Below are 21,997 nucleotides of genomic sequence, written 5' to 3'. Positions count from 1 at the left end.
GTCCTGATCGCCTCGGCGATGACGACACATGGTGGGTATAGCTCAGTTGGTAGAGCGCCTGGTTGTGGTCCAGGAGGTCGCGGGTTCAAGCCCCGTTACTCACCCCAAGAGCGCCTGGTCGCGGTACTGGTTCAGACGCAGGGTCGCGGGTTTCAAGCCCCGTTACTCACCCCAAGCTGGCGAAGCGCGGGACCGGAAACGGCCCGCGCTTCGTGCATTCGCCCCGCTGGACGTGCAGATGGGAGAAGCCGTGGAACTCGATGCGGAAGCGTTCGAAGCGCTCGTGGTCGATGAGCTCGACCAACTGCCCGACGACATGGTCGACGGACTCGATAATGTCGTCTTCGTCGTCGAGGACCGCCCCGAAGACGGGTCGCTCGACCTCCTCGGCCTCTACGACGGCTGGGCATTGACCGAGCGCGACCGCTACGGCTTCGGCGAGATGCCCGACCGCATCATCCTCTACCGCGAGCCGCTCCTCGCCATCTGCGAGGACGAGGACGAGCTCCGCGACGAGATCCACGTGACCCTCGTGCACGAGATCGCGCACTTCTACGGAATCGACGACGACCGGCTGCACGAACTGGGCTGGGCGTGAGCTCCGCCGAGATACCCTGATCGTCATGAGTCTGTCCCCCGGCCGCATCGTCGGCATCGCCCTCGGCGCGGTCGCGATCCTCGCGGTTGGCGTCTACGGGCCCGCCATGCTGCTCGGTCCACTGCCCGCGGCGAAGATCCGCGTGTCTGCGGCCGACGCCACCCCGGCTGCGGCGGCGACGCCGATCGCGCTCCCCGACGACGGTGCGAGCGCCCTCGCCCTCCTCGACGACGACGGCACCACGTCGACGCTCGCGACTGCCGGTGAGACGGGTGTGGTCCCGATCGGCGGCGCGGCGAAGCTCGTGACCGTGCTCGCGACGATCGACTCGCTGCCACTCCCCGATGACGGCGGTCCCGGCCCGTCGATCAAGATCGGACCGGCCGACTACACGGGCTACCTCGACCACGCCAAGGCGGGCAATCGCACGCTCCAGGTCTCCCCCGGCGACAGCTGGACGGAGCGCGACGTCGTGCGAGCGACCCTCTTCGCCTCGAGCAACAACCACGCAGACACGCTCGCCCGATGGGCGTTCGGCAGCCTCGACGGCTACGTCGACGAGGCGAACGCGTGGCTGGCCGAGCAGGGCTTCGAATCGACGCGCGTCGCCGACGCGACCGGCCTCTCGGCCGACAACGTCGGCACCGCAGCAGAGCTCGCCCGGCTCGCCGGACTCGCGCTCGCGAACCCGCAGCTCGCCGCGCTCGTGGCCGACCCCGAGCGCAGCGACCCGACCTCGCGCAACGTGCCCGATGTGATCGCCCATCTCGGCGACCACGGCCTGCGGGCGCTCTCGCGCAGTTACACCGACGAGGCCGGCGTGTGCTACATCTTCACGGCGACCGTTCCGGGCGATGGCGACGAGCCGCGGGTCGTCGTCGGCGCGATGACGATGATGCCCGACTACGACACGCTCGACGCTGCCGCCGTCGCCGCGTACGACTCGGTCACGGCGTCGGCGGAGCCCGTCACCGTCATCGCGGAGGGCGCCAGCTACGGCACGGTGGAGACGGCTTGGGGCGACCGCGCCGACCTGCTCGCCCGCACTGAGCGGAAGGATGCCGCGTGGGGCAGCGATGCCGGGGAGGCATCCGTCGTCGTCGAGCCGTTCACGACGGCGCGCGCCGGTCGCACCGTCGGCACCGTGACGGTGCCCACGGCGAGCGGAGACGTCGGCAGTGAGCTCGAACTGTCGGCAGACATCGGTGATCCCGGCCCGCTGTGGCGCCTCGCGAATCCGTTCGTGCTGATCGACGCGTTCATCGACGGCCAGTCGAGCTGACCGGCTGACGGCCCGACGGATCGGCGGGTGCCCCGATCAGCCCCGCCGCTCGTCAGTCGTTCTCGTCGTCGGACTCGACCGGGTCGGAGTCGTCGGCGTCGAATCGGAACCGCACTCGGAGCTCGCCTCCGACCTCGCGCTCGTCGACGGCGTCGTACCAGAACAGCGACTCCAGTCCGTCGACGGCGGCCACCATCCCGACGCGCTCCTCGGGCTTGCCGCCGACGAGGGCGCGGTGGTCGAACTCGCCTTCGAGCGGTCCATCGATGAACTCTGCGACGTACTGGGCGCCGACCGAATCTGCACTCATAGCACTACCGTAGCCCTCGGGGTGCGGCCTCGGGCAGTGCCAGCACGAGGTCGGCCGAACGCAGCGGGGACGTCCGGCGCACATATCGACGCCACTCGGTCTCCCAGAGGTCCCAGTACGGATCGAATCCGCCCGCGTCGCGTTCGAGGGCCCGGCGCTTGCGCTCCGCATCCGGAGCGCGCAGCCAGACCCGCACGACCCCGTCGCGCCCCGCGGTAGCCTCGAAGGCGCCGCAGCCCTCGATGATGATCGGGTGCCCCGGCGCGATGATCGCCCGGTCGGCGGGGCGGTCTCCCGCCCAGTCCCAGCGGCGCCACCCGCCGGGGACACCGCGCGCGAGCGGGGCGACCAAGGTGCGGTCGAGCGAGCCGGATGCCGCGGCGAGACCATGCCAACCGGGATAGACCTCGTCGAGTCCGACCACGACGGCGCCCGCGTGCCTCCACGCCTGCGCGAGTGCGTCGGCGAAGGTGGACTTGCCGGCGCCGCTCGGTCCGTCGATCGCGACGACGACCCCGACCGGCGCCGCGTCGCGTTCGCGGATCGTCGCGAGCACCCGGGCGATCGCGGCCGTCGCCGCGCTCACGCCCACACCGGGTGGAACGTTCCGGCCCACATCGCGGCGGCCACCGCGGTCAGCGCGACGGCGATCGCGATGGCGACGAGCACCCAGTCCGGTCGGCCGACGCGCGACTCCCGTGCCCAGGTGCGCGGCGCGTCGTTGCCGAAGCCGCGCGCCTCCATCGCGGTGGCGAGCTTCGAGCCGCGCCGGATGGCGAGCACGAGCAAGGCGAACGCCATGGTCGCGAATCGGCGCAGCACGAAGGTGTCGCCGATGCCACGGGCGCGACGGCTGAGCGCCATCGCGCGCCAGTCCTCGATGAACAGTCCGATCAGGCGGGCCCCGGCCAGCGCGCCGAGCACGAACCGGCTCGGCAGCCGCCACACCTGCGCGAGGCCGTCGGCGAGCTCGGTCGGGTCGACCCGCAGGAACAGCAGGACCGCCGGCAACCCGATCGCGAGCACACGCACCGTCACCGCGATCGCGAGCTCGATCGAGCCGTCGGTGATACGGGCGAGCCAGAAGCTCCAGTACTGCTCCCCCGACGGTCGCCCGTAGAGCAGCATGCTGACGCCCGCGATCGGTGCAGCGATGAGGATCGGCCAGGCACGGCGCACGAGCATCCCCGGCCGCACCCCCGCCGCCGCGAAGAGCACGAGCTCGATGGCGAGGGCGGTCGCGGCGCTCACCCAGTCGAGCGTGAGGAGGAGCGGCACGGTGAGCAGCATCGCCGCCGCGAGCTTCGTGACGGGGTTCACGCGGTCGATGAGGTGCAGGCGCGGCGCATCCTCGATGCCGATCGCGCCGGTCATGCGAACTCCCGTTCGCCGGCGGTCTCGAGCCGGATGCCGCGGTCGCCGAGCGCCGCGATGTACGCGGCGTCATGGGTGACCGACAGGAGCGTGAGCCCGTCGTCGACGAGCCCGCGGAGCAGGGCGGTGAGCTCGAGCCAGGTCAGGCGGTCCTGCCCGAACGTCGGCTCGTCGAGGATCAGCACCGACGGCCGCGCGACGAGCACGGCGGCGACGGAGAGGCGGCGCTTCTCACCTCCCGAGAGCGTGAAGGGGTTCGCCAGGGCGATGCGATCGAGCCGCAGCCGGGCGAGCATCTCCTCCACCCGATCGGCGGTCTCGCGTTCACCCAGTCGCAGCGCCCGCGGCGCGACCTCGAGCTCGGCGCGCACCGTCGCCGTGACGAACTGGTGCTCGGGCTCCTGGAAGACGGTGCCGACGCGAGTCAACAGGTCTCGCGAACGCCATGCGATCGGGTCGCCGCGGAGCCCGGCGGTCAACTCGGGAGACGCTTCCACGCGACCCTCGATCGGCCGCAGGAGCCCGCCGAGGGTGAGCGCGAGCGTCGACTTGCCCGCACCGTTCGGCCCCGTGAGCACGGTGCTCGCCCCGCGAACGAGCGAGTGGTCGATCCCCCGCTGCACGGCTGTCCCGGCTCGGCGCCCCACCGCGAGCCGACGGGCCGCGAGGGCCCACTCGCCGCGTTCGTCCATCGCGGGACGCGATCGGGCGGGCGTCGTCGCCAGCGCGTCGGGAACCCAGACGCCCGCATCGAGCAGGGTCGCACGCTCCCGGGCCAGCACCACGTCGGGGGCCCCGTCGGCGACCAGGCGGCCGTCGTGGCCGAGCACCACGATCCGATCGACGAGTTCGCTCCACACGTCGACGCGGTGCTCGATCACCACGAACGTCGAGCCGTGCCGGTCGAGCACCCGCTCGACCGCGGCCCTGACCTCGCGCACCCCGTCGGGATCGAGGTTCGCCGTGGGCTCGTCGAGCAGCAGCAGTCCCGGACGCATCGCGAGTGCCCCGGCGAGTGCCAGCCGCTGCTTCTGTCCGCCGGACAAGGCGGAACTCGGGTGCTCGAACGGCACGTCGAGACCGACCTCGTCGAGCGCCTCGCGCACGCGGGGCCAGATCTCGTCGCGCGGGACGCCGAGGTTCTCGCAGCCGAACGCGACGTCATCGCCGACCCGCGCGAGGATGACCTGCGAGTCGGGATCCTGGAGTACGAGGCCTGCCCGACCACGGGCACGAACGGGGTCGACGCCGTCGACGAGGAGCTCGCCGAACGCCTCCCCCTCGTCGTCGCCGCCGTGCACGCCCGCCATCGCATGCAGGAGCGTGGACTTGCCCGCGCCGCTCGGGCCGAGCAGCAGCACCCGCTCGCCCGGCGCGATCACGAGGTCGAGGTCCTCCACTGCCGGCCGGAGGCGTGACGCATGACGCCAGCCCCAGCCGCGCGCCTCGACGGCGGCCGGGGTCGGCGATGCTGAACGGTCGGGCACGGTCAGACCCGTCGCGACGCTTCCTGTCCGGCAGCGAAGCGACTGAGCGCACCGGTCGCCGCGAGTGCACGGACGATGAGCCAGCCGAGCGCTCCGGCGAGCACGGCGCCCGAGATGACGACGGTCGCGAAGTAGAGCCCGAGGAACTCAGCGGACTTCTGCAGGTTGCCCGACGTGAACAGCTCGAGCGTCCACGCGCCGGCGCCGGCCGCCGCGCCCGCGAGGACCGCCTGCAGCAGTCCGAAGCGGCGATACATGAAGAGTGCGAAGACGAGCTCGGCGCCGAGGCCTTGGGCGAGTCCCGACAGCAGCACCTCGGGTCCCCAGACGTTGCCGATGATGGCCGAGACCATGGCTGCGACGAGCTCCACGAAGAGGGCGGCACCCGGCTTGCGGATGATGAGGCCGCCGAGCACGCCGCCGATGAGCCAGATCCCGACGGCGATTCCGCCGAGGCCGGGCGTGACCGCATCGGCGGCCATGAACCATGCGTAGCCGACGTTGTTCCAGAAGAGGAACAGGAGGCCGGTCGCCACGCCGACGACCGCGCCGACGACGATGTCGACGACGCGCCAGCGGAGATTGCGCTTGGGTGCGGCGCTCGCGGCGGACGAAGCGGTGGATGGTGCGGTTGCGTGCACTGTCGTGCCCTTTCGATCGTTGGAAAGAGGCACGGGATATTGAGATCGATTGCCCTCCCTGCGCTGGCATGACCCAGATCAGGTTCGACGGTCGAAGGTTGAGAACCTTCCTCTCAGCCCGGCTCACCGGACTCCCGTGTTCACGGTCGAGTATACGCGCGGCGAACGGGCATGACGGCGGGTGACGGACGGGCGGCGCCCGCGTCGCCGGAGTCAGTGCTTGAGCGCGCGGATCACGGCGCGGAGCGCCTTGCCGGTCACCCAGATGAGCGGCGTCGCAACGAGGAGGAGCCCGATCAGGTTCGGTTCGAAGCGCACGTCGCCGCCGCGCCCGACGTATGCGCCGAGCGGAATGGAGAGGCCGCCGCCACCGCCGCCACCGGCCTGGTCGCCGCCCGAGTCGCTGCCGCTGCCCGCGCCGAACCCGTAGTAGCCGAGCGCGACCGGCACCACCTTGGTGCCGTCGAGGTCGACCGTCTCGCCGTAGGAGGTCTTCACCCCGACGCCGGCGACGGTCTCTGCGAGTTCGAGGACGAGATCAGCCATGAGGGCCACGCTACCCGCCGAACTGCGTTCGATCCACCCCCGCGCGACCCTCTGCGGCCTCGGCCGCGGCCGCCGCCTCCCGCTCCCGCGTCGCCGCGTCGGCCGACCTGCGCCGCATCGAGTCGACGCGCGCGGCCGCCTCGCCGGGTCGCACGAGGGCGGCTGGGCGCACGGCACCGCGGCCGAAACGTGCGGTCACCTCGTCGATCGCGCGCTCGGCCTCGCGCCACTCCTCGTCGGGGTCCCAGAGCGCCGCGCCGCCGCCGGACGCGCGGAGCTGCTCGGCTCGGACACCGATCAAGCGGATACGGGCCCCGTCGCCGACGAGTTCGCCGAGCGCGGCCGACGCCTCGTCGTAGATGCGTCGTGCGACGTCGGTCGGCTCACCGAGCGTGCGCGACCGGGTGACGGTGCGGAAGTCGCCGTAGCGGAGCTTGAGCACGACCGTGCGGCCGACCACGCCGGCGCGGCGGAGGCGGACGGCGACGTCGTCGGAGAGTCGCAGCAACTCGCGACGGATCTGCTCGGGGTCGGTGAGGTCGTGATCGAAGGTGACCTCGTGCCCGATGCTCTTCTCGGACCTCGTGGTCTCGACGTCGCGCGGGTCGATGCCGTTCGCGAGGCGCGCGAGGCGTGCGGCGAGGGCCGGGCCGACCGCGCGCTCGAGCGCGTCGGCCGGCATCTCGGCCACGTCGCCGACGGTGCGCAGCCCGAGCCGCGTCAACGACTCCTCGGTGACCCGGCCGACCCCCCAGAGCGCGGAGACCGGGAGCGGGTGCAGGAAGGCCAGCGTGTCGGCCGCCGGCACGACGAGCATGCCGTCGGGCTTCGCACGGCTCGACGCCACCTTGGCGACGTACTTCGTCGCCGCGACGCCGATCGAGCACGACAGGCCCGTCTCATTGCGGACCCGCTCGCGGATCGTCCGGGCGATCTCGGCGGGGCTGCCGTGCAGCCGCCTGGCGCCGGAGACGTCGAGGAACGCCTCGTCGATCGACAGGGGCTCGACGAGCGGGGTGATCTGCTCGAAGATCTGCATGACCTGCTTCGAGTACCGGGAGTAGCTCGCGTAGTCGCCGCTCAGCACGATCGCGTTCGGGCAGCGCTGGAGCGCGATCGACATCGGCATGGCCGAGTTCACGCCGTACCGGCGCGCCTCGTAGCTCGCGGCCGACACGACGCCGCGCCCCGCAGCGCCGCCGACGAGCACGGGCCGGCCACGGAGCTCAGGACGGCGCAGGAGCTCGACGGAGACGAAGAACGCGTCCATGTCGACGTGCAGGATCGGGGTGGCCGAATCGTCGACCGGGCCGGTCGTGACCTGGCGCGACGAGCCGTCCTGCTTGCTCATGATGCGACCCTATCCCGGTCCGCCGACGTCGCCGGCGCACCGTCCCTGCGCGCGAACGCATCGGGCCGCATCGCGGGTGCCGCCGGATCGGGCGGGCACGGGTCAGAACCCGAAGTCACCGCCGAAGTCGCCGCCGAAGTCACCGCCGCCGAAGTCACCGCCGAAGCCGCCGAAGTCGCCGCCCGTGTCGCCCGCGGCCTCGACCGAACCTGCATCCGCCGCGCCGGGGTCACCGGCCGCGTCGAACGAGGCGGGGTCGGGCAGGATCGCGTCCGCGATCGCCGTGCCCACGACGACGCCCGCGATCGATCCGAGCAGCGAGCCGCCGAACATCGAACCGAACGACGGACCGGTGCGGCGCGGCGCGCCGGGCTGGCCGCCGGGGGCGCCGGCGTTCGCGAAGGCGCGCTCCATGCTTCCGGGCGCCCGGAGCTCCTGCCGGGTCGCCGCCCGGGCGAGGGCGCTCGGCTCGTCCGAGACGAGGCGCTCCCCCGCCGGCGCCTGGTCGGCGAGCGCACGGTAGACCTGCTGCCGCTGCTCGGGCGTGAGCTTCGCGAACGCTTCGGCGTGCACCTGCTCGATCGCCTCGGGCGGAGCGGTGCGCAGCAGGTAGCGGTAGCGCTCGATCGCGAGTTCGTCGTCGGTGAGCGGTCGCGCCGGAGCGGGTGCGGGTCGCTGCGGCTCGGGGGCGCCGAAGAGTCGATCGAAGAATCCCATGGTGTCCTCGCAGGTCGTGAAGGTGTTACCTGCATTCTCACTGCGCCCGCCTTGAAACGGCTGAGAGCCGGGCAGCGGCATCCGCCTGCCGCCCGGCTCTCGACCGGCGAGAAGCGCTACGCGTCGGTCGCGGCGGCCCGCTCGAGCACGAGCTCGCGCACGCGGGCGGCGTCGGCCTTGCCCTGCATCGCCTTCATGACCGCTCCGATGACGGCGCCGGCGGCCTGCACCTTGCCGTCGCGGATCTTCGCGAGCACGTCGGGCTGCGCCGCGAGGGCCTCATCGATCGCGGCGATGAGCGCGCCGTCGTCGGAGACGACCGCGAGACCGCGGGCGTCGACGATCTCCTGCGGCGAGCCCTCGCCCGCGACGACGCCCTCGAGCACCTGTCGCGCGAGGCGGTCGGTCAGCGTGCCCGCGTCGACGAGTGCGGCGAGCTCGGCCACGTGCTCGGGGGTTGCGAGCCCCGAGGCATCCGTCTCGCTCGCGTTCGCGAGCCGCGTGAGCTCGCCGGTCCACCACTTGCGGGCGGCGGCGGGCGTGGCACCCGCCTCGATCGTCGCGGCGACCTCGTTCAGAAGTCCGCCGTTCACGACGTCCTGGAACTCGAGGTCGGTGAAACCCCACTCGGTCTTCAGCCGGCGCCGACGGGCGGCCGGCGGCTCGGGCAGCGCAGCGCGCAGCGACTCGACGAGCTCGGCCGACGGCACCACGGGCACGAGGTCGGGCTCGGGGAAGTAGCGGTAGTCGTCGGCGTCGGACTTCGGTCGACCCGGGCTCGTCGTGCCCGTGTCCTCGTGCCAGTGCCGCGTCTCCTGCGTGATCGTGCCGCCCTTCGCGAGGATCGCGGCCTGGCGCTGGATCTCGTATCGCACCGCGCGCTCGATCGAGCGGAACGAGTTCACATTCTTCGTCTCCGTGCGGATGCCGAGCTTCTCGGCGCCCCGAGGGCGGAGCGAGACGTTCGCGTCGCAGCGGAGGTTGCCGCGCTCCATGCGCGCCTCCGAGATGCCGAGCGCGAGCGCGATGTCGCGGATCGTCGACACGTACGCCTTCGCGAGCTCGGGGGCGTCGCCCTCGGCCCCGAAGATCGGCTTCGTGACGATCTCGACGAGGGGCACGCCGGCGCGGTTGTAGTCGACGAGCGAGTACTCGGCGCCCTGGATGCGGCCGGTCGCGCCGCCCACGTGGGTGAGCTTGCCCGCGTCCTCCTCCATGTGGGCGCGCTCGATCGGCACCTGGAAGGTGCGACCGTCGGCGAGCTCGACCTCGACGGATCCCTCGAATGCGATCGGCTCGTCGTACTGCGAGATCTGGTAGTTCTTCGCGAGGTCGGGGTAGAAGTAGTTCTTGCGGGCGAAGCGGCTCGACGCGGCGATCGAGCAGCCGAGTGCGAGGCCGAGCGAGATCGACTTCTCGACCGCCTCGCCGTTCACGACGGGCAGCGAACCGGGCAGGCCGAGGCACACGGGCGAGACGAGCGTGTTCGGCTCGGCCCCGTGGTACTTCTCGTTGGCCGGGTTCGGCGCCGGCGAGAACATCTTGGTCTCGGTGTTGAGCTCGACGTGCACCTCGAGGCCGATCACCGGCTCGAAGAGCCCGAGGGCCTTGTCGTAGTCCATCAGTTCGACGCGCGCCATCAGAGTGCGCCCTCCTCGGTCGCGGTGAGCTCATGGGTCGAGAGGTCGGGCGCCTTCGCGAGGATGGGCCCGCCCCACTCGGCGACGAGCAGCTGCTCGAGCGCGCCGCCGACGTTGTAGAGGCGTGCGTCCTCGCGCGCGGGTGCGAGGAACTGGATGCCGACGGGGAGGCCGTCCTCGGGCGCGAGTCCCGACGGCAGCGAGATGCCGGGGACGCCCGCGAGGTTCGCCGGGATCGTCGCGACGTCGTTGAGGTACATCGCGAGCGGGTCGTCGAGCTTCTCGCCGAGCTTGAACGCGGTGGTCGGCGCGGTCGGGGTGGCGAGCACGTCGACCTTCTCGAAGGCCGTGTCGAAGTCGCGCTGCACGAGCGTGCGCACCTTCTGGGCGCTGCCGTAGTAAGCGTCGTAGTAGCCCGCCGACAGGGCGTAGGTGCCGAGGATGATGCGGCGCTTCACCTCTGGGCCGAAACCGGCCTCGCGCGTCGCCGCCATGACCTGCTCGACCGTGCCGCCGCCGTCGGGGGTCACCCGAAGGCCGAATCGCACCGAGTCGAACTTCGCGAGGTTCGACGAGGCCTCGGCGGGCAGGATCAGGTAGTAGGCGGCGATCGAGTACTCGAAGTTCGGCGCGGAGACCTCGACGATCTCTGCGCCCTGGCGCTCGAGCAGGTCGAGCGACTCGTGGAAGCGCTGGCGGACGCCCGCCTGGAAGCCGTCGGAGTCGAGCTCCTTCACGACGCCGATGCGAAGGCCCTTCACGTCGGCGTTGCGCGCGGCCTCGGCCATCGACGGCCACGCCGTCGGGATCGAGGTCGAGTCGTGCGGGTCGTGGCCGGCGATGACGTCGTGCAGGAGCGCGGCGTCGAGCACGGTGCGCGTGACGGGACCGATCTGGTCGAGGCTCGAGGCGAGCGCGATCGAGCCGTACCGGCTGACGGCGCCGTACGTCGGCTTCACGCCGACGGTGCCGGTGACGTGCGCGGGCTGGCGGATCGAGCCGCCCGTGTCGCTGCCGAGCGCGAGCGGCGCCTCGAACGCGGCGACCGACGCCGCCGAGCCGCCGCCGGAGCCGCCGGGGATGCGGTCGAGGTCCCACGGGTTGTGGGTCGGGCCGTACGCCGAGTGCTCGGTCGACGAGCCCATCGCGAACTCGTCCATGTTGGTCTTGCCGAGCGGGATGAGTCCTGCCTCGCGGACCTTGCGGACGGGCGTCGCGTCGTACGGGGGGATCCAGCCCTCGAGGATCTTCGAGCCCGACGTCGAGGGCATGCCCTCGGTGACGAGCACGTCCTTGATCGCGATCGGCACGCCGGCGAGCTCGCCGAGCGACTCGCCGGCCGCGCGGGCGCGGTCGACCTCGGCGGCCGCCGCGAGGGCGCGCTCCGAATCGACGTGGAGGAAGGCGTGCACGGCGCCGTCGACGGCGGCGATGCGGTCGAGGTGCGCACGAGTCGCCTCGACGGACGAGACGTCGCCGGCGGCGAGGCGGCCGGCGAGGTCGGCGGCGTTCAGCCGGATGAGGTCGTCGGCGTGGCTCACTGCTCCTCCCCCAGGATCGCGGAGACGACGAAGCGGTCGCCGTCTCGCTCGGGAGCGCCGGCGAGCGCCTGCGCGGGAGTGAGCACGTCGTCGGTCACGACGTCGGCGCGGAAGACGTTCTGCATCGGGATGGGGTGGCTCGTGGGCGGCACCTCGGGGGTCGCGACGCGGTTCACCTGCTCGACGGCCTGCATGATCTGGCCGAGCTCGGTGGTGAGGTGCGCGATCTCCTCTTCGGTGAGCGCGATGCGAGCGAGGGTCGCGAGATGCGCGACCTGCTCGGCACTGATTTCAGGCATGCTGCTCCGAACGTGTCGTGACGGGATTCACCGATTCTATCGGGGCGCGTTCGGTCAGGACGCGCCGAAGAGCCCGCGCCCGTGGCGCTCGAGCACGTCGAGCGCGTCGGCGTAGGTCTCGGGCACGGGCTCGTTCGGCGCGTACTTCGCGAGCAGGAGTCCGAGGAGTCCGCGGGCCGGCGGGCTCAGGGGGCGATCGGGATGCCTCGTCGCCGGGTGGCCCCCGGCCTCGGGGTTCGGCGGAACGAACTGCGGCGTCGGCGACGGCCAGGTCTCGGGCGCTCGGGGGTCGTCGAGGTTGATCGCCGCCTCGAGCCGCCGTGCGCCCCGGTCGCGGTCGGTGAGCTCGTCGAAGCCGTACTCGTGCGCGAGGGTCGCGACGAGGGCGGCGTGGTGGAACTCGTCGTTCACGACCGTACCCGCCCGCGTGTAGGCCGAGACCGCGACCGCGGGGACCCGTACGCCGAGCCGGTCGAACTCGAACCCCATCTCGCCGGGCTCCCGTCGACCGGGCGGCGTCGCGCGGGGCGGGGCGACGTGGTCGTAGGTGCCGCCGTGCTCGTCGAACGTGATGAGCAGCAGGGTGTTGAGCGCGTTCGACCCGGTGGGCGACGATGCGTTCTTCACCGCCTCGTAGACGCGGTGCACGAGGGCGTCGCCGGCGCGCACGTCGGAGATCGCGCTGTCGATGACGAGCTCGCCGTCGGCCTCGCCTTCGCGGAGGCGCCCGACGGGCGGGTGGAAGTCGTTGTGGTCGTAGACCATGCGGGGCTCGATGAAGGCGTAGACGGGCAGCGTGCCGGCAGCGGCATCGCGCTCGAAGTCGGCCATCGTCGCGAAATGCTCCGTGCGCCAGTAGCGCTCGAGCGCAGGCGCGTGCAGGAATCCGGTGAACGAGATGAGCTGCAGTTCGTCGAAGTAGACGCGCCAACTGAGCCCCGCCGCTTCGAGCCGGTTGAAGACCGTCGGCGACGCCGGCGCATCGAGCCACTTGCGGTACCCGCCGTTCTCGACGTTCGTCACGAAGCCGTGCGACGTCGAGGCATGGAAGAACGAGCGGTTGCAGAACGTCTGCGACGGGACCGCGCAGTGCCAGTGGTCGAAGACCGCGAACTCGCGCGCGAGCGTCGACAGTACGGGCAGCATCTCGGGCGAGAAGCCGCCCATGATGCGCTGCACCTCGGCCTCGCTCGGCTCAACCCCGCGCCGGAGCGCCAGGAGGTGCGACCGGTAGTCGCGGACGAAGCCGCTCATCGCGGGCGCCGTCAGGTCGACCGGCGCGTTGTACGGCGGCCGCATCGCGCCGACCTCGGCGCCGTCGTTGGCCACCGGGTCGATCACGTCGAACAACTGGGTGTTGACGTGCGGATACTCCTCGCCCGGGTCGGGATCGGGGCTCCCCATGACGACGTCGGTCGGTCCGTCGTAGACATGTGCGGGGATGCTGCGACCGTCGCGGTCGCGGTTCGCGTAGTCCCCGAACGCCAGGCCGTCGAACCGGCCGTCGGGTGGCTCGTCGCCCGGCTGGTACAGCCGGCCGAGCAGGTTGTCGAACGAACGGTTCTCGCCCATCAGCACGACCCAGTGGGCGATCGGGCCGCCCGACGGCCCGCGCTCGGCACGGTCGGTCGCCATTCCCTCACCGGAGAGGCCCGCGGCGATCGCCGCCCCCGCGGCCCCGCCGACCACGGCACCAGCCGCGGCCGCACCACCGAGCTTCAGGAAGTCGCGCCGGCTCGCCGACCGCGCGTCACCGTTCGCATCATCCATCCGCTCCCCCTCTGCAGACGCCGCGGGCGACGGTCACCCGTCGAGAGCGCCCGGCCCCTCGGTCACGAGCACCGCGAACTGCGCGGCGTCGAGCACCCGGATGCCGAGCTCTTCGGCCTTCGCGAGCTTCGACCCCGCGCCCGGCCCGGCCGCGACGAAGTCGGTCTTCTTCGACACGCTCGACGCGGCCTTGCCGCCCGCGGCGATGATCGCCTCTTGGGCGCCCTCGCGCGTGAAGCCGTCGAGCGAGCCCGTGGCCACGACGGTGAGCCCCGCCAGGACACCGCCCGCCTCCGCCGCGGCGCCGGGCCCCGGGTGCCCCGGCGTCGACCACTGCACCCCCGCCGCCGACCACCGATCGACGATCTCCCGGTGCCAGTCGGCCTCGAACCAGTCGATGAGCGAGTCGGCGATGATGCCGCCGACGCCGTCGACCTGGGCGAGCTCGTCTCGGCTCGCCGCGCGGATGGCGCCGAGCGAGCCGAACCAGTCGGCGAGCGCGCGAGCCGCCACCGGACCGACGTGACGGATGTTGAGCGACACGAGCAACCGCCAGAGCGGCTTCGTCTTGGCCTTCTCGAGCTCGGCGAGGAGCTTCGTCGCGGCCTCGGACGGGCCGAGCTCCCGGTGGTCCTTCTTCACGCCGGCGGCGCGTCGCTCGGCGGCCGTCAGCTGCTCGGTGCCCGGCGGGTAGGTGATGCGCACCTTCTGGAACGGCGCGCGCTTCACGGGCACGCCGGTCGACTCGTCGACCTTCGGTTCTCCGGTCTCGGCATCGCGGACGACGACCTCGATGGGCACGAGTTCGTCGATCGTGAGCTCGAACAGCCCGGCCTCGGTCGGCAGCGGCGGTTCGGCCGGGAACGAGGGCTGCGTGAGCGCCGCCGCGGTCACCTCGCCGAGCGCCTCGATGTCGAGCCCCCCGCGCGAGCCGATGTGCTCGATGCGGCCGCGCACCTGCGCTGGGCACGACCTGGCGTTCGGGCAGCGCAGGTCGATGTCGCCCGCCTTCATCGCCCGCAGCGGCGTGCCGCACTCGGGGCAGAGCTCTGGCATGTGCCACTCGACCTGAGTGCCGTCGCGCAACTGCTCGACCGCTCCGAGGATCTCGGGGATCACGTCGCCGGCCTTTCGGAGCACGACGGTGTCGCCGATCATGACGCCCTTCGCGCGCACGACCTGCTGGTTGTGGAGCGTCGCCTGGCGAACGGTCGATCCGGCGACCTTCACGGGCTCCATCACCGCGTACGGGGTCGCCCGACCGGTTCGCCCCACTCCGACGACGATGTCGAGGAGCTTCGTGTGCACCTCTTCGGGCGGGTACTTGTAGGCGATCGCCCACCTGGGTGCGCGGCTCGTGGCGCCCAGCTCGCCGTGCAGGTCGAGCTCGTCGACCTTGACGACGATGCCGTCGATCTCGTGCTCGACCGAGTGGCGGTGCTCACCGCGTTCGGCGATGTAGTCGGCGACCTCGTCGACCGCGTCGAACACGCGGGAGTGGGGTGAGACGGGCAAACCCCAGCCGGCGAGCAGGCCGTAGGTCTCGGACTGGTTGCGGACATCGGGGTGAGCCCACGCGCCGATGCCGTGGAGGTAGAGCGCGAGTCGCCCCAGCCGCTCGCGCATCAGCTCGAGCTCGAGCCCGGTCTTCTTCTCGCGGCGCTGCCGCAGGCTGCCGGCGGCGGTGTTGCGCGCGTTCGCGAACTCGGGGTACTTCGTGGGGATCTGGTCGGCGGGCCGCCCCTTGGCGAGCTGATCGGCCTCGTAGGCGGCCTGGAGCTCGTGCTGGCGCGCGTTGAGGGCCTCGAAGTCGGTCGTGCGCAGGAACACCTCGCCGCGCACCTCGAAGAAGTCGGGATAGCCATCGCCGGTGAGTCGGCGCGGGATGGCCGGGATGAAGTCGACGTTCTCGGTGATGTCTTCGCCGACCCGGCCGTCGCCGCGCGTCGTCGCCGTCTCGAGCACGCCGTTGCGATAGGCGAGGCTGATCGCGAGCCCGTCGATCTTCAGCTCGGACAGCCAGCGCACGGGTCGCCCCGCGGCCGCCTGCGTCTTCGCGGCCCAGTCGCGGAACTCGTCGATCGAGAAGACGTTGTCGAGGCTCAGCATGCGCTCGGCGTGCTCGTGCTCGGGGAACCCGGCCGAGACCACCGCGGCACCGACCTGCTGGGTGGGGCTGTCTTGACCGGCGAGCTCGGGGAACGCCCGCTCGAGCGCCTCGAGCCGATGGAAGTCGGCGTCGTACTCGGCGTCGGACAGCGGCGAGTCGCCGTCGCCGTAGTAGGCGACGCGGGCCCCCTCGATGCGCGCGGTGAGCCGATCGGCCTCGGCGCGGGCCGTCTCGAAATCGGTCGGAAGGTCGTTCTCGGCGGGAGTCTCGCTCACAGGCCAATCCTAGAGAGGCCGACCGACAGCGGTGCGTGCGATCGACGGCCCCGGCGCGCCGCCGGCTCCTGCGCCCGGCACCCGATGCCGGGCCGGGCGCAGGGACCGATCAGGCCCGGGGTCCGCTACGCGTCCAGACCGAACGCGTCGACGCGTCGGTGGTACCGGACGCCGACGGCACCGCCCAGGAGGGCGCCGCCCATGGTCACGAGGACGAGGGCCACGAGGGCGACGATGCCGGCGAGCGTCAGCAGGTCCTCGGGGAGCGGGAGCCGCGGGAGGGCGTCGAGGGCGCCGAGCACGGCGCCGCTCGTCGCCGGCACGAGGCCGACCACGGCGACGACGATCGCCGCGAGGAGGGCCCAGGCCCAGACGGCGAGTCCCTGCACGAGCCCGCTGAAGCGGGCCATGCGACCGGCGACGTACCCGCCGCAGTAGAACGCCGCCAGCAGCAGGGCGAGCAGCGCTCCGACGCCGATCCACACGACGACGTCGGCGTCCATCGGGAAGTCGCGCGACAGCGCCTCGGGGCTCTGCGTCACGTCGAGCCCGATCATCGACCCCGTCGCCGCGGCGAGGCCGACGACGATCAGCGGCACGGCCATGGCGATGATCCAGCCGAAGAAGGCGGAGCCCACCTTGATGCCGCCGAATCGCCGGCGCTGGCGGTCGACGACCTCCTCGATCGTGAGGACGTCGGGATCGGCGGGGTCGTCCCACGCCGCGGGGCGGGCATCGGCGGCCGTCAAGGGGCTCGTGATGGGCCCGGTGTCGAGGTTCCGGAAGGGGCTCGCCGGGTCTTCGCCGGCGGCCGCCCGGTAATCCATGGGGTCGATAGAGTCACGTGGGTAGGACACGGAGTCTCCTCATCATTCGGACGGCGCCGGGGGTAGCGCCGCCGAGGCGAATCTACGTGAAGCCCGTCGCGAGGTCGAGGGAGGACGCCTACGCGTCGACGGGGACGGCGCTCACCGTGCGGTCGATCGTGAACTGCCCGAGCACGCGCGGGCCGACGTAGATCACCGCGGTCTGCCCCGGGGCGACGCCGCCGAGCGGCTCGGCGGGCGTCACGACGACCTCGCCGTCGATGACGACGGCGACGGCCGGAACCGGGTCGGCGTGCGCGCGGATCTGCACGTCGCACGGGAACGACTCCCCCGGTGCCGCGATGATGCCCGAGGCCACCGGATCGAGCCCGGCCCACGAGAAGCGGGAGCCCGCGATCTCGGCGACCGCGAGGGCCGCCTTGGGCCCGACCACGACGGTGTTCTCCTTCGGCCGCACCTCGAGCACGAACCGCGGCTTGCCGTCGGCCGCGGGGGTGCCGAGGCGCAGGCCCCGTCGCTGGCCCACCGTGTACGCGTGCGCGCCGTCGTGGGAGCCCACCACCGCCCCCGTGCGATCGACGATGTCACCGGTCGCGGTGCCCACCTTGTCGGCGAGCCAGCCCTTCGTGTCGCCGTCGGGGATGAAGCAGATGTCGTACGAGTCGGGCTTCTGCGCGACGCTGAGCCCCCGCCGCGCCGCCTCGTCGCGCACGAGCTGCTTGGAGGCGGTGTCGCCGAGCGGGAAGTACGCGTGGGCGAGCTGCTCGGCGGTCAGGACGCCGAGCACGTACGACTGGTCCTTCGCCTCGGCGTTCGCCCGGTGCAGCTCGAGCGCACCGGAGGCGCCCGTGACGACCTTGGCGTAGTGGCCGGTCGCGACGGCGTCGAACCCGAGGGCGAGCGCCTTCTCGAGGAGCGCGGCGAACTTGATGCGCTCGTTGCAGCGCATGCACGGGTTCGGGGTGCGTCCGGCCGAGTACTCGGCGATGAAGTCGTCGACGACGTCGGCCTTGAACCGCTCGGAGAAGTCCCACACGTAGTAGGGGATGCCGAGCACGTTGGCGGCGCGTTGCGCGTCCATCGAGTCCTCGATGGTGCAGCAGCCGCGGCTGCCGGTGCGCAGCGTGCCCGGCATTCGACTGAGCGCGAGGTGCACGCCGACGACGTCGTGCCCGGCTTCGACGGCGCGCGCCGCCGCGACGGCGCTGTCGACGCCGCCCGACATCGCTGCGAGGACCTTCACCCCTCCAGTGTAGGCAGGGCTGCCTGAACGGATGCCCCGGGGCGGGGCGTCAGCGGTCGAACGAGGTGGCCCGCCCGGCGAGCCCCGCCTTCGCCGCCTGGGCGTGCGCCGCCGGCAATGCGGCGAGGAACGCCTCGACATCGGCCTCGGTCGAGACGTGGCCCAGCGTGATGCGGAGCGCGCCGCGCGCGTCGGCCTCCGACCGCCCCATGGCCATGAGCACGTGCGACGGCTCGGGCACGCCGGCCTGGCATGCCGAGCCCGTCGACACCGCGACCCCGGCGGCGTCGAGCAGGAACAGCAGCGAGTCGCCCTCGCAGCCCGGGAACGAGAAGTGCACGTTGCCCGGCAGCCGCGCGCCCGGTCCGACGTCGCCCGAGAGCCGCGCCGACGGCACCGCGTCGCGCACACCGGCGATCAGGCGGTCGCGGAGACCCGCCATGCGGGCGGCGTCCGCGTCGAGTCGCGCGGCGACGGTCTCGGCCGCCGCGGCGAAGGCCGCGGCCGCGGCCACGTCCTGCGTCCCGGAGCGCACCTTGCGCTGCTGGCCGCCGCCGTGGATGAGCGGCTCGACGGCGGCCGACCGGTCGAGGACGAGCGCACCGATGCCGGCCGGCCCGCCGATCTTGTGCGCGGAGACGCTGAGCGCGACGAGGCCCGCGCCGCGCGGGGCGTCGCCGGCCCGGCGCAGGGCGCGCACGTCGATCGGCACCTGCCCGTACGCGGCGATCGCGTCCACGTGGAGGGGCACGCCGGCGCGCGCGGTGAGCCGGGCGACCTCCTCGACGGGCTGCACGGTGCCGACCTCGTTGTTGGCCCAGAGCATCGTGACGAGCGCGATCGACGATGCGTCGGCGAGCTCGCGCTCGAGCACGTCGAGCCGCACCCGGCCGACCTCGTCGAGCGGGATCACGACGACGTCGGCGCCCTCGTGCTCGGCGAGCCAATCGACCGTGTCGACGGTCGCGTGGTGCTCGCCGGCCGGCACGACGATGCGCCGCCGCTCGGCACCGGTCGCCGCATCCGAGCGCCGCTGCCACCACAGGCCCTTGATCGCGAGGTTGACCGCCTCGGTGCCGTTGCCCGTGAACACCACCTCGATGCCGTCGACGCCGAGCGTCGCGGCGACGCGCTCGCGCGACTCCTCGAGCAGTCGCTTCGCCTGCTGCCCCGCGCTGTGGATCGACGAGGGGTTGCCGACCACGGCGAGCGCGGCGGTCATGGCCTCGATCGCCTCGGGCAGCATCGGCGTGGTCGCCGCGTGGTCGAGGTAGACCATTCGCCCGCCTTCCTGATCGTTCGCTGCCGGTCGGATGCCGCGGCGCGCCGCCTGCACGCGCTTGCAGCCGTCTCGTCCGCAAGAACTACTGTAGATCGCATGTCTGCGCCCGATCCCCTCGACGAGCTCGGCGTCCGCGCCGACGCCGACGGCGGGCGCATCCGGGTCTGGTCGGAGCATGCGACGAGCGTCGACCTCGTCGTGTTCGATGCCGACGACCTCGACTGGGCCGCCGCGCGCGTGCCGCTCGTCCGCGACGCGGACGGCGTCTGGTCGGGCGCCTCGCAGGCGCTCGTTCCCGGCGCCCACTACGGCCTCCGCGTCGACGGCCCGGCCGGATTCGACCATGCGTTCAACGCCGTGCACACGCTGCTCGATCCCTACGCTCGGGGGCTCGCGCGAGCCGACGACGGTTCGTGGCGGGGCGTCGTGGTCGGCGGGCTCGAGGAGGCGGGCTTCGACTGGGGCGGCGTCCGCAAGCCCGCGGTGCCGCTCGACCGCACCGTCGTGTACGAGGCGCACGTGCGCGGCTTCTCGAAGCTCAACACGGCGATCCCCGAGCCGCTGCGGGGCACGTACGCGGGGCTCGCGCACGACGCGTCGCTCGAGTACCTGACCGGCCTCGGTGTGACGACGGTCGAACTCCTCCCGGTCCACGCGTTCGTCTCCGAGCAGCGGCTCGTGCGCCAGGGCAAGCCGAACTACTGGGGCTACAACTCGCTCGCCTTCTTCGCCGTGCACGCGCCGTACGCGAGCGCCGCCGCCCAGGCCGAGGGCGCGCACGCCGTGCGCCGGGAGTTCGCCGGCATGGTCCGGCGCCTGCACGAGGCGGGCCTCGAGGTCGTGCTCGACGTCGTCTACAACCACACCGCCGAAGAGGGGCGCGAAGGGCCCACCTACAGCCTCCGCGGCATCGACAACGCGAATTACTACCGGCACGACGCGCACGGCCGGTACGTCGACACCACGGGGTGCGGCAACACCGTCGACTTCGGCCGGGCCGCGCCCGTGCGCCTCGTGCTCGACTCCATGCGGTACTTCGCCGACGAGCTGCAGGTCGACGGGTTCAGACTCGACCTCGCGGCGACCCTCGGCCGGGACGCGCACGGCGCGTACACGCGCGAGCACCCGCTCCTGCGCGGCATGCTCGACGACCCGGTCATCGGCGCGTCGAAGCTCATCGCCGAGCCGTGGGACGTCGGCCCCGACGGCTGGCGCACGGGCGACTTCCCGGCCGGGTTCAGCGAGTGGAACGACCGGTACCGCGACCGCATGCGCGACTTCTGGCTCGGCGACCTCCGTCGCGAGCGCGAGACCGGGTCGGCCGGCAGCGGCATCGGGCGCTTCGCGACCCGCCTCGCCGGCTCCTCCAACACGTTCTCGGCCGAGCGGGGGCCGCTCGCGAGCCTGAACTTCGTCACCGCCCACGACGGGTTCACCCTCGCGGACCTCACCGCCTTCGACGTCAAGCACAACCTCGGCAACGGCGAGCAGAACCGCGACGGAACCGACCACAACAACTCCTACAACCACGGCGTCGAGGGCGAGGCGGCCGACCCCGCGATCCGTGCGGCGCGGCGGCGCAGCATCCGCAACCTGCTCGGCACCCTGCTGCTGTCGGCGGGGGTGCCGATGCTCACGGCCGGTGACGAGTACGGCCGCACGCAGCGCGGCAACAACAACGCGTACTGCCACGACTCCCCCCTCACCTGGCTCGCGTGGGACCCCGCCGAGCGGCCGCGGTTCGCCCCCGAGCTGGCCGCGACCGCGAAGCACCTCCTGCGGCTGCGCCGCGAGAACCCGGCGCTCCGGCCGATCCGGTTCGGACGCGACGGCCAGACGACGCCGAGCGCCTCGAGAATGGACTGGTACAACGCCGACGGCGAGACCATGGGCATCGACGACTGGAACTCCCCGGCCGAGCGCACCCTGCAGTTCCTCGCGGCCTCGACCCCCGAGACGGAGGCGTTCAACCGCATCCTGCTCGTCGTGCACGCCCGTGAGACCGAGGCCGAGGTCATGCTGCCGGCCGTCGACGGGGTCACCGGGTACCGACCGCTGTGGGACTCCGCCGAGGAGGCTCCTCCGACGGGGTCAGACTCGGCCGAACCGCTCCCGCCCGGCGCGCGCGTGCGCATCCCCGGCCCGTCGATGCGCCTCTTCCGCGCAGAGGGCGGCGAGTGATGGCGAAGAAGCCGGATGCCTCGTCTGCGGGCACCCCCGCGACCGTCGCGCTCGCCCGCGCCGGGGTCGCGTTCACCCCGCTCGCCTACGAGCACGACCCGAGGGCGACGGCCTACGGCCTCGAGGCGGCGGAGAAGCTCGGCCTCGACCCCGATCGGGTGTTCAAGACCCTGCTGGCCGACGTCGACGGCGCGCTCGCCGTCGGCATCGTGCCGGTCGCGATGCAGCTCGACCTCAAGGCCCTCGCCGCCGCGCTCGGCGGCAAGCGCGCCGAGATGGCCGACCCGCGGGTCGCCGAGCGCAAGACCGGTTACGTGGTCGGCGGCATCAGCCCGATCGGGCAGAAGACGGCGCTGCCGACCGTGCTCGACGAGTCGGCGATCCTCTGCGACACGATCTACGTCTCCGGCGGCCGGCGCGGGCTCGATCTCGAGCTCGCGCCCGACGACCTCGTCGCCGTGACCGGCGCTCGCTACGCGGCCATCGCCCGCGCGCGCTGACGGACGTCGTCGTGCCCGGCGAA

At 72.5% G+C, this 21,997-nt stretch carries 20 protein-coding genes, 1 tRNA gene and 1 riboswitch; of the genes, 5 read left to right on the top strand and 16 right to left on the bottom strand.

From position 1 onward, the window contains the following. Positions 1–31 precede the first annotated feature (31 nt). The 3 genes from AC3RJ6_RS11945 to AC3RJ6_RS11935 all read left to right on the top strand — a co-directional run bounded on the left by AC3RJ6_RS11945 (position 32) and on the right by AC3RJ6_RS11935 (position 1,880). Positions 32–107, top strand: a tRNA-His gene (locus tag AC3RJ6_RS11945). Between the two features lie 143 nt (positions 108–250). After that, positions 251–598: a metallopeptidase family protein gene (locus AC3RJ6_RS11940; protein ID WP_491427293.1), complete on the top strand. Its 348-nt coding sequence runs from the start codon at positions 251–253 to the stop codon at positions 596–598. Between the two features lie 25 nt (positions 599–623). Beyond that, entirely contained in the window at positions 624–1,880 is a 1,257-nt protein-coding gene (locus tag AC3RJ6_RS11935) for a D-alanyl-D-alanine carboxypeptidase family protein (RefSeq protein ID WP_491427292.1), read from the top strand. A gap of 52 nt (positions 1,881–1,932) precedes the next feature. Here AC3RJ6_RS11935 and AC3RJ6_RS11930 read toward each other — a convergent pair whose 3' ends face one another. The 16 genes from AC3RJ6_RS11930 to AC3RJ6_RS11855 all read right to left on the bottom strand — a co-directional run bounded on the left by AC3RJ6_RS11930 (position 1,933) and on the right by AC3RJ6_RS11855 (position 19,290). Next, a complete protein-coding gene (locus AC3RJ6_RS11930; RefSeq protein ID WP_491427291.1) occupies positions 1,933–2,190 on the bottom strand; it encodes a hypothetical protein in 258 nt (85 codons plus the stop codon). A gap of 4 nt (positions 2,191–2,194) precedes the next feature. Continuing rightward, a complete protein-coding gene (locus tag AC3RJ6_RS11925) occupies positions 2,195–2,776 on the bottom strand; it encodes an AAA family ATPase (protein ID WP_491427290.1) in 582 nt (193 codons plus the stop codon). After that, positions 2,773–3,564 carry an energy-coupling factor transporter transmembrane component T family protein gene (locus AC3RJ6_RS11920; protein ID WP_491427289.1) on the bottom strand — a complete coding sequence of 264 codons (792 nt, stop codon included), beginning with the start codon at positions 3,562–3,564 and terminating at the stop codon, positions 2,773–2,775. The genes AC3RJ6_RS11925 and AC3RJ6_RS11920 overlap by 4 nt, the downstream gene beginning before the upstream one ends. Then, positions 3,561–5,051 (bottom strand): ABC transporter ATP-binding protein, encoded by a 1,491-nt coding sequence (locus AC3RJ6_RS11915; RefSeq protein ID WP_491427288.1) that lies wholly within the window; start codon positions 5,049–5,051, stop codon positions 3,561–3,563. Before AC3RJ6_RS11915 ends, AC3RJ6_RS11920 begins: the two co-directional genes overlap by 4 nt. A gap of 2 nt (positions 5,052–5,053) precedes the next feature. Next, on the bottom strand, positions 5,054–5,692 hold the full coding sequence (locus AC3RJ6_RS11910; RefSeq protein WP_491427287.1) for an ECF transporter S component: 639 nt from the start codon (positions 5,690–5,692) through the stop codon (positions 5,054–5,056). Positions 5,693–5,730: 38 nt separating this feature from the next. Then, positions 5,731–5,840, bottom strand: a riboswitch (TPP riboswitch). Positions 5,841–5,905: 65 nt separating this feature from the next. After that, entirely contained in the window at positions 5,906–6,238 is a 333-nt protein-coding gene (locus AC3RJ6_RS11905) for a hypothetical protein (RefSeq protein WP_491427286.1), read from the bottom strand. Between the two features lie 10 nt (positions 6,239–6,248). Continuing rightward, positions 6,249–7,589 (bottom strand): DNA polymerase IV, encoded by a 1,341-nt coding sequence (locus tag AC3RJ6_RS11900; protein ID WP_491427285.1) that lies wholly within the window; start codon positions 7,587–7,589, stop codon positions 6,249–6,251. Between the two features lie 102 nt (positions 7,590–7,691). Beyond that, complete coding sequence (locus AC3RJ6_RS11895; RefSeq protein ID WP_491427284.1) at positions 7,692–8,306, bottom strand: hypothetical protein; 615 nt, start codon at positions 8,304–8,306, stop codon at positions 7,692–7,694. 116 nt (positions 8,307–8,422) lie between these two features. Beyond that, a complete protein-coding gene (gene gatB, locus AC3RJ6_RS11890; protein WP_491427283.1) occupies positions 8,423–9,946 on the bottom strand; it encodes an Asp-tRNA(Asn)/Glu-tRNA(Gln) amidotransferase subunit GatB in 1,524 nt (507 codons plus the stop codon). Further along, positions 9,946–11,487, bottom strand: coding sequence for an Asp-tRNA(Asn)/Glu-tRNA(Gln) amidotransferase subunit GatA (gatA, locus tag AC3RJ6_RS11885; protein ID WP_491427282.1), 1,542 nt, complete (start codon positions 11,485–11,487; stop codon positions 9,946–9,948). The genes gatB and gatA overlap by 1 nt, the downstream gene beginning before the upstream one ends. Next, a complete protein-coding gene (gene gatC / locus AC3RJ6_RS11880) occupies positions 11,484–11,786 on the bottom strand; it encodes an Asp-tRNA(Asn)/Glu-tRNA(Gln) amidotransferase subunit GatC (protein ID WP_244853770.1) in 303 nt (100 codons plus the stop codon). The genes gatA and gatC overlap by 4 nt, the downstream gene beginning before the upstream one ends. Before the next feature lie 54 nt (positions 11,787–11,840). Next, positions 11,841–13,556: an alkaline phosphatase family protein gene (locus AC3RJ6_RS11875; protein WP_491427281.1), complete on the bottom strand. Its 1,716-nt coding sequence runs from the start codon at positions 13,554–13,556 to the stop codon at positions 11,841–11,843. Positions 13,557–13,589: 33 nt separating this feature from the next. Beyond that, positions 13,590–15,941 (bottom strand): NAD-dependent DNA ligase LigA, encoded by a 2,352-nt coding sequence (ligA, locus tag AC3RJ6_RS11870; RefSeq protein ID WP_491427280.1) that lies wholly within the window; start codon positions 15,939–15,941, stop codon positions 13,590–13,592. Between the two features lie 125 nt (positions 15,942–16,066). Then, positions 16,067–16,768, bottom strand: a complete 702-nt coding sequence (locus tag AC3RJ6_RS11865; RefSeq protein WP_491427279.1) for a hypothetical protein — start codon at positions 16,766–16,768, stop codon at positions 16,067–16,069. A 118-nt stretch (positions 16,769–16,886) separates the two neighbouring features. Continuing rightward, positions 16,887–18,011: a tRNA 2-thiouridine(34) synthase MnmA gene (gene mnmA / locus AC3RJ6_RS11860; RefSeq protein WP_491427278.1), complete on the bottom strand. Its 1,125-nt coding sequence runs from the start codon at positions 18,009–18,011 to the stop codon at positions 16,887–16,889. A gap of 49 nt (positions 18,012–18,060) precedes the next feature. Further along, the gene (locus tag AC3RJ6_RS11855) at positions 18,061–19,290 is read right to left on the bottom strand and encodes a cysteine desulfurase family protein (protein ID WP_491427277.1); all 1,230 of its coding nucleotides are present in this window, start codon (positions 19,288–19,290) and stop codon (positions 18,061–18,063) included. A 99-nt stretch (positions 19,291–19,389) separates the two neighbouring features. On the opposite strand from AC3RJ6_RS11855, the gene glgX reads away from it, so the two are divergent. Both glgX and ybaK read left to right on the top strand, forming a co-directional pair. Continuing rightward, a complete protein-coding gene (gene glgX, locus AC3RJ6_RS11850) occupies positions 19,390–21,474 on the top strand; it encodes a glycogen debranching protein GlgX (protein ID WP_491427276.1) in 2,085 nt (694 codons plus the stop codon). Then, positions 21,474–21,974 (top strand): Cys-tRNA(Pro) deacylase, encoded by a 501-nt coding sequence (gene ybaK / locus AC3RJ6_RS11845; protein ID WP_491427275.1) that lies wholly within the window; start codon positions 21,474–21,476, stop codon positions 21,972–21,974. Before glgX ends, ybaK begins: the two co-directional genes overlap by 1 nt. The last annotated feature ends 23 nt before the right edge of the window (positions 21,975–21,997 follow it).

It is taken from the genome of Agromyces cucurbitae (assembly GCF_058349945.1).
Note: the sequence above shows the minus strand (reverse complement) of the source record. Positions and strands in the feature narration are given on the sequence as shown.